Annotated in this window: 5 protein-coding genes, 1 tRNA gene and 1 pseudogene; 5 read left to right on the top strand and 2 right to left on the bottom strand. The window is 64.5% G+C overall.

Features of this window, described 5'->3' with window-relative positions; all coding sequences use genetic code 11:
- The coding region (kdsA, locus tag AC1D34_RS33900) for a 3-deoxy-8-phosphooctulonate synthase (RefSeq protein WP_476826608.1) at window positions 1-721 on the bottom strand (721 nt) is incomplete at its 3' end.
- A 72-nt stretch (window positions 722-793) separates the two neighbouring features.
- Window positions 794-2,218 (bottom strand): multicopper oxidase family protein, encoded by a 1,425-nt coding sequence (locus AC1D34_RS33895; protein ID WP_441505499.1) that lies wholly within the window; start codon window positions 2,216-2,218, stop codon window positions 794-796.
- 227 nt (window positions 2,219-2,445) lie between these two features.
- Between AC1D34_RS33895 and AC1D34_RS33890 the strand changes: the two genes are divergently transcribed.
- From AC1D34_RS33890 to lon, 5 genes and pseudogenes are all read left to right on the top strand, one after another.
- Window positions 2,446-2,530 (top strand) — tRNA-Leu (locus AC1D34_RS33890).
- Window positions 2,531-2,621: 91 nt separating this feature from the next.
- Window positions 2,622-4,007: pseudogene (gene tig, locus AC1D34_RS33885) on the top strand (trigger factor); the annotation flags it as partial.
- Between the two features lie 99 nt (window positions 4,008-4,106).
- A complete protein-coding gene (locus tag AC1D34_RS33880) occupies window positions 4,107-4,733 on the top strand; it encodes an ATP-dependent Clp protease proteolytic subunit (RefSeq protein WP_441480223.1) in 627 nt (208 codons plus the stop codon).
- Window positions 4,734-5,072: 339 nt separating this feature from the next.
- Window positions 5,073-6,341, top strand: a complete 1,269-nt coding sequence (gene clpX / locus AC1D34_RS33875) for an ATP-dependent Clp protease ATP-binding subunit ClpX (RefSeq protein ID WP_441491880.1) — start codon at window positions 5,073-5,075, stop codon at window positions 6,339-6,341.
- Window positions 6,342-6,632: 291 nt separating this feature from the next.
- Window positions 6,633-9,035: endopeptidase La (gene lon / locus AC1D34_RS33870; protein WP_476826607.1), on the top strand; the 2,403-nt coding region annotated here is incomplete at its 3' end.

Here is a 9,035-nt window from a genome sequence, read left to right as displayed (position 1 = left end):
GGCCGGCGACGCCGACCGCGACCGCGGCCCGCGACAGCACGGGCACGAATTCGCGCTGACCGCCTGTGGAGGCGCCCTTGCCGCCCGGCTGCTGGACGGAATGCGTTGCGTCGAAGATCACCGGTGCCCCGATGCCGTCGGCCATGATCGGCAGCGACCGCATGTCGGTGACAAGCGTGTTGTAGCCGAAGGACGCTCCGCGCTCGGTGACCATGACATTCGGATTGCCACTCTCGGTGATCTTGGCCGYGACGTTGACCATGTCCCAGGGGGCCAGGAACTGGCCCTTCTTGACGTTGACGACGCGCCCGGTCTGTGCGGCTGCAACCAGCAGATCGGTCTGACGGCACAGGAAGGCAGGAATCTGCAGGACGTCGACGACCTCGGCCACGGCGGCGCATTGCCCGGCCTCGTGCACATCGGTCAGGACCGGCAGGCCGGTGCGTTCGCGGATCTCGGCGAAGACGGGCAGGGCGGCCTCGAGGCCCATGCCGCGCTGCCCCTTGACGCTGGTCCGGTTCGCCTTGTCGAAGGAGGTCTTGAAGACCAGTCCGATCTCAAGTCTTGCCGCTATCTCCTTGAGCGCAAGCGCGATTTCTAGCGCGTGCTCGCGGCTTTCCATCTGACAGGGGCCGGCGATCAGGGCAAGCGGCAGGGCGTTGCCGAAGCGGACCGGCCTCGCGAGGTCGGCGCCGATCGTGACGATGGCGTTGGCGGACATGGCGGCTCCAATGCGGTTGCTGGTGGCGGGCTTAGGTCGCTCGTCCGGCTGAGGTCAAGCCGGGGCCGCAGCTCAGGTCACCTCGAACCAGGTCCAGAGACCGAGATCGAAGCGCTCCAGCACGGTCGACGAAATCAGCCAGCGGCCAGGATTGTCGGCGATGAAGGCGATGTGCAGCCGCCGCCCTTCGGGGATCTGGACGGTATCGAGGAAATAGGGCTCCCAGCCGTCGTCGAGCGGATGCAGCAGGCGAAAACTATGGCCGTGGACATGGAACGGCTGCAGGAAAGCAGTGCGATTATCGATCGCGATCACCACCGGCGCGCCGCGCCTGACGCTGAAGAGGGGCTTGGCATCAGGCGTGCCGACTGCACCGTTAATCGCCCAGGGCCGGGCGAGATCGAGGCCGGAGAGGTCCAGTTTGCTGTCGGCGGTGACCTTGGCTCCGCCGGTCACGACGACTTCGCTACGCTTGGCGTCCTGCAGTCGCACGGCGAGCGGCAAGGCCGGATTCGGCTTGAGCGCAGCGACCTCGCCTGCCGCCGCCTGCCTTGCTCCCTCCGCGACGAAGCGCAGCAGAGGAACGCCCGAGCCGGTCAGCGCCGTGACCATTGCTGTGGCCCCCGCTTCGTCCGGCATGTCGAAGACGAGATCGTAGCGCGTGCCGGGGGCGAAGGGCAGCTGAGCGCGCACGGGTTCGAAATTATCGGTCGGCTGGCTGTCGACGGCCATGACGAAGGGCTTGATGCCGTCGAAACGCAGCCGCGTGATCCGGGCATTGCAGGCATTGGCGAGGCGCAACCGAACGCGTGCCCCCGGGAGCACCGCGATGCGCTGCGGCGGCGCCTTGCCATTGACGGTGATCCAGTTACCGAGCCGGCCGGCGGCGGCTCCTTCGGGCCCCTTCGCGTCAAAGGCCTGGATCGATTGGTCGTCGCCCAGCAGCCAGTCGGTCACCACCACCGGCAGGTCGAGATCGACGCGTGGCGGCTCAGTCTCCTCAACGATGAGCAGGCCGGCCAGGCCGCGTCCTGCCGGCTCGGACGAGGCGCCGACGAGGAGAGGGCGATACAGGAAGAAGCCCGAATCGGGCGGCGTCAGCCGGTATTCGAAGCTGGCTCCCGGCGCGATCGGCTGCTGGCTGAAGCCTCCGACGCCATCCATCTCGGACGATCCGCGCAGGCCATGCCAATGCAGGCTCAGCGGTCTCGTCGTTCGGTTCTCCAGCCGGAGCCGCAGCGTCTGTCCCAGCTTGATCCGCAATACGGGCCCAGGCGTTTCACCGTCGACGGCCCAGACTTCGCTCTCCGGGGCCGGAGGCGGCCGCAGGCGTGTCTTCGCCGGGCCGGCAACGAGGTTCCGGTTCGGCAGCGCGGCTGAATCGGCGTTCTCCGTCCGGGACTTCACTGGGGTGGTGGCCGGCAAGGATTGTGCGCCCGCCTCGCCCAGGACTGCACAGGCGCCCAGTCCCGCCAGCACGATGCGCCGTGTCGGCATGGTCGCCTGGCAACTGTGAGAAGGAGGACGGCGAGCGCTTCTGTCGGTCATGGCAAGCGGCATAATCCGTGGCGCGCGATCTGGCGAGAGGCCGGTATGGCGCCCCTGATTCAACGGCTTCGCAGAACCGTCGCATTTTTTTGCTGCATGCCGCGCCTGAAATGCGTATAGCACCGCGGCCCAACGATGGCGGCGCTGCGTTTGCTCGCGCGCAGCGCATCGGGTCGGCGGGCGTGGCGGAATTGGTAGACGCACTGGATTTAGGTTCCAGCGGCGAAAGTCGTGGGGGTTCGAGTCCCTCCGCCCGCACCAGACTTGGCCGGATTTCTCAAGCGCGGCGGCGGGCAACCCGACGGCGCGCGTTTGGATTTTTGAATTAACGAGCAGTTGGCGGAACGAAACAATGAACGTGACCGAAACCCTGTCCCAGGGCCTCAAGCGCGAATTCCAGGTGGTGCTGAACGCTGCCGACCTCAAGACCAGGCTCGATGATGGCCTGCAGGGCCTGCAGGGCAAGGCGCGTATCAACGGTTTCCGCCCCGGCAAGGTACCGGTCGCGCATCTGCGCCGGCTCTATGGCCGTTCGGTCATGGCCGATGTGCTGCAGAATGCAGTCAACGAGGCCAACCAGAAGATCGTCGCGGATAACGGCCTGAAGCTCGCTTTCGAGCCGCAGATCCGGTTCCCGGAGAACAAGGACGAGATCGAGGCCGCGATGGAGGCCAAGGGCGACCTCGCCTTCACGGTCGCGCTCGAGGTCCTGCCGAAGATCGAACTCGCCGACATCTCCGACGTTTCCCTGGTCAAGCCGGTGGCGGAAGTGCCTGAGAGCGAAGTCGATGCCGCGCTCGAGCGCATGGCGTCGCAGAACCGCAGCTTCACCTCGAAGGGTGCGAAGGCCAAGGCCGAGAAGGGCGATCGCCTGATGATCTCCTTCGTCGGCACGCTCGAGGGCGAACCCTTCGACGGCGGCACCGGCGAGGGCATTCCGCTCGATCTCGGCGCGGGGCAGTTCATCCCGGGCTTCGAGGATCAGCTCGAGGGCGCCAAGACCGGCGAGAAGCGCACCGTCAAGGTGACGTTCCCGGAGAACTACACCGCGACCCACCTTGCCGGTAAGCCGGCCGAGTTCGAGGTCACCGTCGACGACGTGCAGGGTCCCGACGCCCTCAAGATCGACGACGAGCTCGCCAAGGGCTTCGGCATGGAGTCGCTCGATGCGCTCAAGAGCGCCGTTCGCGAGCAGATCGGCCGTGATTTCGGCGCCCAGTCGCGCCGCAAGATCAAGAAGAGCCTGCTCGACGCGCTTGATGGCAAGTACACGTTCGAGCTGCCGCCGACCCTGGTCGAGCAGGAGTTCGCTGCCGTCTGGAGCCAGGTCGAGGCCGACATGAAGGACGCGAAGAAGACCTTCGCGGACGAGAACACCACAGAGGACGAGGCTCGCGCCGAGTACCGCCGGATCGCCGAGCGCCGGGTGCGCCTGGGCCTCGTGCTTGCCGAAATCGGTGAGCAGGCCAAGGTTCAGATCTCGGATGACGAGGTCACCCAGGCCCTGGTCGAGCGAGTCCGTCAATTCCCCGGCCAGGAGAAGCAGGTCTGGGAGTTCTACCAGAAGAACCCGCAGGCTCTCGCGGAGATCCGCGCCCCGATCTTCGAGGAGAAGGTCGTCGACCATCTGCTCAGTCAGGTGAAGGTCGAGGACCAGACGGTCAGCCGCGAGGCGCTCTACGCCGATGAGGACGCCACCGAGGAGGCCGGTGAGGCCAAGCCGAAGAAGGCAGCCGCCAGCCCCCGCTTCCCTTTTCAGCCACGATCTGCGTGCTTATGTGGATGGTATTCACGAAATCCGCTGATTCCCGGCGACCGCGACCCCAAGGACAGACCCATGCTGCGCGATCCGATCGAGACCTACAACAATCTCGTCCCGATGGTGGTCGAGCAGTCGAGCCGCGGTGAGCGCGCCTTCGACATCTACTCGCGCCTGCTGCGGGAACGCATCATCTTCCTGACCGGCCCGGTCGAGGATTTCTCCGCCTCGCTGATCGTGGCGCAGCTGCTGTTTCTCGAGGCCGAGAATCCGAAGAAGGAAATTTCCTTCTACATCAACTCGCCGGGCGGCGTGGTCACGTCGGGCCTGTCGATCTATGATACGATGCAATTCATCCGCTGCCCGGTCACGACATTGTGCGTCGGGCAGGCGGCCTCGATGGGCTCGCTGTTGCTGACCGCGGGCGCCAAGGACATGCGCTTCGCGCTGCCGAATGCGCGCATCATGGTGCACCAGCCCTCCGGCGGCTTTCAGGGCCAGGTCACCGATATCCTGATCCACGCGCGCGAGGTCGAGAACCTCAAGCGCCGGCTGAATGAGATCTATGTCAGGCATACCGGCCGCAACTACGACGAGGTCGAGGCTGCGCTCGAGCGCGACAACTTCATGACCGCCGAGGCGGCCCGTGATTTCGGCCTGATCGACAAGGTCATTGATCGGCGTCCGGAAGACGCCGCGGCCTGATCGGGTCGGAATGGAGAACCGGGCAGGGGCCGAAACACGCCTTGGGCGTTTCGGCCCCCGTCTGGTGTCGGCTGCGACGAGCCGCCCCGCTATCTGTGGGTTGGCTTGATCAGCCGGGCGTCCCATATTGATTTGGAAAGCGGCCCCATGCTTGCATGGGGACTCGGGTGAGCGGACAGGCGCAGCTGGTGTCCGGTTTTGGGTCAGGTTTTCAGGTCGGATGTCTCGACCTGACGCGTTAACCTAATAATCGCGAACTGAGCGGCCTATTATGACGGAGAGACGACGCCCGCATCCGCTTCGGCTGGTGTGGACCGACTCCGGAAATGGAGATGAACGATGAGTAAGGTCAGCAGCGGCGATTCGAAGAGCACGCTCTACTGCTCCTTCTGCGGCAAGAGCCAGCACGAGGTTCGCAAGCTGATTGCGGGACCGACCGTGTTCATCTGCGACGAGTGCGTCGAGCTCTGCATGGACATCATCCGCGAGGAATCCAAATCCGCGCTGGTGAAGTCGAAGGACGGCGTCCCGACCCCGCGCGAGATCCGCAAGGTGCTGGATGACTATGTCATCGGCCAGGACCACGCCAAGAAGGTGCTCTCGGTCGCGGTTCACAACCACTACAAGCGGCTTTCGCACGCGACGAAGCACAACGACGTCGAGCTGGCGAAGTCGAACATCCTGCTGATCGGGCCGACCGGTTCGGGCAAGACGCTGCTCGCGCAGACTCTCGCCCGCATCCTTGATGTGCCCTTCACGATGGCGGATGCGACGACGCTGACCGAGGCGGGCTATGTCGGCGAGGATGTCGAGAACATCATCCTGAAGCTGCTCCAGGCCTCCGACTACAATGTCGAGCGGGCACAGCGCGGCATCGTCTATATCGACGAGATCGACAAGATCAGCCGCAAGTCAGACAATCCCTCGATCACCCGCGACGTCTCGGGCGAGGGCGTCCAGCAGGCGCTGCTCAAGATCATGGAAGGCACGGTCGCCTCCGTGCCGCCGCAGGGCGGGCGCAAGCATCCCCAGCAGGAATTCCTGCAGGTCGACACCACCAACATCCTGTTCATCTGCGGCGGTGCCTTCGCCGGGCTGGACAAGATCATCTCCAGCCGTGGCAAGGGCACCTCGATCGGCTTCGGCGCGATTGTGAAGGCTCCGGACGACCGCCGTACCGGCGCGATCTTCCGTGAGGTCGAGCCCGAGGATCTGCTGAAATTTGGCCTGATCCCGGAATTCGTCGGCCGTCTGCCGGTTCTGGCGACGCTCGAGGATCTCGACGAGGCGGCGCTGAAGACGATCCTGACCGAACCGAAGAACGCGCTGGTGAAGCAGTATCAGCGCCTCTTCGAGATGGAGGATACCGAGCTCACCTTCACCGATGAGGCCGTCAGCCTGATCGCGCGCAAGGCGATCGAGCGCAAGACCGGTGCACGCGGCCTGCGTTCGATCATGGAGAGCATCCTGCTCGAGACCATGTACGAACTGCCAGGGCTGGAAGGCGTCGAGCAGGTCGTGATCGGGCCGGAGGCTGTCGAGAACAAGTCGCGTCCGCTCTTCATCTATGCGGAACGCGAGGAAGAAACGAAGTCGGCCTCGGCCTGAGCTCCGCTGAATTTGGCCATTTCGGGAACGCGCGCCTGTTGGCGCGCGTTTTGCGTTCGAGAGGCGGTTGCCTTGCCGGAACGCTCCTTGCGACAAAGCAACGTTGGAAGACGTCTTCGGCTTGCTTGAAAGCCGGCACAGAAGCCTCCACTTTAGGTGCACCTGCGAGAGTCGCGCGCCTTCTAAGGGCGGGGCCCGCGGGGGCGGTCAGGCGAATGGTCGTCTTGCCGCTTACGTCCGATCGTTCCGCCCATCAGGGGGTTCGCCGGGCGCAACTGCAAAGGATAAGTCATGACTGGCTCGGCGCCCCGCGCTCCTTTCGTTCCCGGCGAGACCGGCACCTATCCGGTTCTCCCCCTGCGCGACATCGTCGTTTTCCCGCATATGATCGTCCCGCTCTTCGTCGGGCGCGAGAAGTCCATTCGCGCCCTTGAGGAAGTGGTCAAGACCGACGGCCTGATCCTGCTTGCGACGCAGAAGAACGCCGGCGATGACGATCCGGCGACCAAGGACATTTATGAGATCGGCACGCTTGCCCGCGTGCTTCAGTTGCTGAAGCTGCCCGACTCCACCGTCAAGGTGTTGGTCGAGGGCGTCGGCCGCGCCAAGGCGACGTCCTATGTCGCCGAGGAAGCCTTCTATCAGGCTGATGCGATCGGGCTCTCCGAGGAAGAAGGCAAGAAGGTCGAGGTCGAGGCGCTCGGCCGCTCTGTCGTCAGCGAGTTCGAGAGCTATGTGAAGCTCAACAAGAAGATCTCGCCCGAGATCGTCGCCGCCGTCTCGCAGATCGACGAGCCCTCCAAGCTTGCCGACACGGTTGCCTCGCACCTGGCCGTCAAGATCGCCGACCGTCAGGCCGTGCTCGAGATCRTCAATGTTGCGCACCGGCTGGAGAAGGTGCTCTCGCTGATGGAAAGCGAGATGTCGGTTCTGCAGGTCGAGAAGCGCATCCGCTCGCGCGTCAAGCGCCAGATGGAGAAGACCCAGCGCGAGTACTATCTCAACGAGCAGATGAAGGCGATCCAGAAGGAGCTTGGCGACGGCGAGGAAGGCCGCGACGAGCTGGCCGAACTGGAAGAGCGCATCGTCAACACCAAGCTCTCCAAGGAAGCCCGCGACAAGGCGATGGCGGAGATGAAGAAGCTTCGCCAGATGTCGCCGATGTCGGCCGAGGCGACGGTGGTCCGCAACTATCTCGACTGGATGCTCGGCATTCCGTGGGGCAAGAAGTCGAAGATCAAGAAGGACCTCGCCGTCGCCCAGCAGGTGCTCGACGACGATCACTACGGTCTCGACAAGGTCAAGGACCGCATCGTCGAATATCTCGCCGTGCAGCAGCGCGCCAACCGGCTCGCCGGCCCGATCCTGTGCCTCGTCGGCCCTCCGGGTGTCGGCAAGACCTCGCTCGGCAAGTCGATCGCCAAGGCGACCGGCCGCGAGTTCGTGCGCATGTCGCTCGGCGGCGTGCGTGACGAGGCCGAGATCCGTGGCCACCGGCGCACCTATATCGGTTCGATGCCCGGCAAGATCATCCAGTCGATGAAGAAGGCGAAGACCGCCAATCCGCTCATCCTGCTCGATGAGATCGACAAGATGGGTCAGGACTTCCGTGGCGATCCCTCGGCGGCCCTGCTCGAGGTGCTTGATCCCGAGCAGAACGCCGCCTTCAACGACCACTATCTGGAGGTCGACTACGACCTCTCGAACGTCATGTTTGTGACCACGGCCAACACGCTGAACATTCCGCCGGCCCTTCTGGACCGCATGGAGGTGATCCGCATCGCTGGCTACACCGAGGAAGAAAAGGTCGAGATCTCTCGTCGTCACCTGATCCCGGAGACGATCAAGAAGCACGGCCTTGAATCCAAGGAATGGTCGATCGATGACGAGGCCCTGATGACGCTGATCCGGCGCTATACGCGCGAGGCCGGCGTCCGCAACCTCGAGCGCGAGCTTTCCAACACCGTGCGCAAGGCGGTGAAGGACATCATCCTGACCAAGAAGAAGAAGGTCGCGATCACCCCGACCGTGCTCGAGGACTATCTCGGCCCGCCGCGTTACCGCTATGGCGAAGCCGAGACCGAGGATCAGGTTGGTGTCGTCACGGGTCTTGCCTGGACGGAGGTCGGCGGCGAACTGCTGACGATCGAAGGCGTCATGATGCCCGGTCGGGGCAAGATGACCGTCACAGGCAATCTGCGGGACGTGATGAAGGAATCGATCTCGGCAGCGGCATCCTATGTCCGCTCGCGCGCCATCGATTTCGGTATCGAGCCGCCACTCTTCGAGCGGCGCGACATCCACGTCCACGTTCCCGAGGGGGCGACCCCGAAGGACGGTCCGTCGGCCGGTATCGCCATGGCGACTGCGATCGTCTCGGTGCTGACCGGCATTCCGACCCGTCGTGATCTTGCCATGACCGGCGAAGTCACGCTGCGGGGCAGGGTGCTGCCGATCGGCGGCCTCAAGGAGAAGCTCCTGGCTGCGCTGAGAGGCGGCATCAAGAAGGTGCTGATCCCCGAGGACAACGCCAAGGATCTGATCGACCTGCCGAAGTCGGTGAAGAGCGGCCTGGAGATCGTGCCGGTCGCACGCATGGAGCAGGTGCTCCAGCACGCGCTGATTCGCCAGCCGGTGCCGATCGTCTGGGAGGAGGACCTCTCGGCGGTTCGCCCCAAGGCGGCCGAGGATGAC

It is taken from the genome of Allobosea sp. P1_A7, from assembly GCF_056406775.1.
The sequence above is the reverse complement of the archived record's forward strand: the minus strand, read 5'-3'. Positions and strand labels throughout refer to the sequence as shown.

Coding starts and splice junctions, on each gene's coding strand:
- AC1D34_RS33880 (WP_441480223.1), top strand. CDS start 4,107: ATGCTGCGCGATCCGATCGAGACCTACAACAATCTCGTCCCGATGGTG.
- AC1D34_RS33895 (WP_441505499.1), bottom strand. CDS start 2,218: ATGCCGACACGGCGCATCGTGCTGGCGGGACTGGGCGCCTGTGCAGTC.
- clpX (WP_441491880.1), top strand. CDS start 5,073: ATGAGTAAGGTCAGCAGCGGCGATTCGAAGAGCACGCTCTACTGCTCC.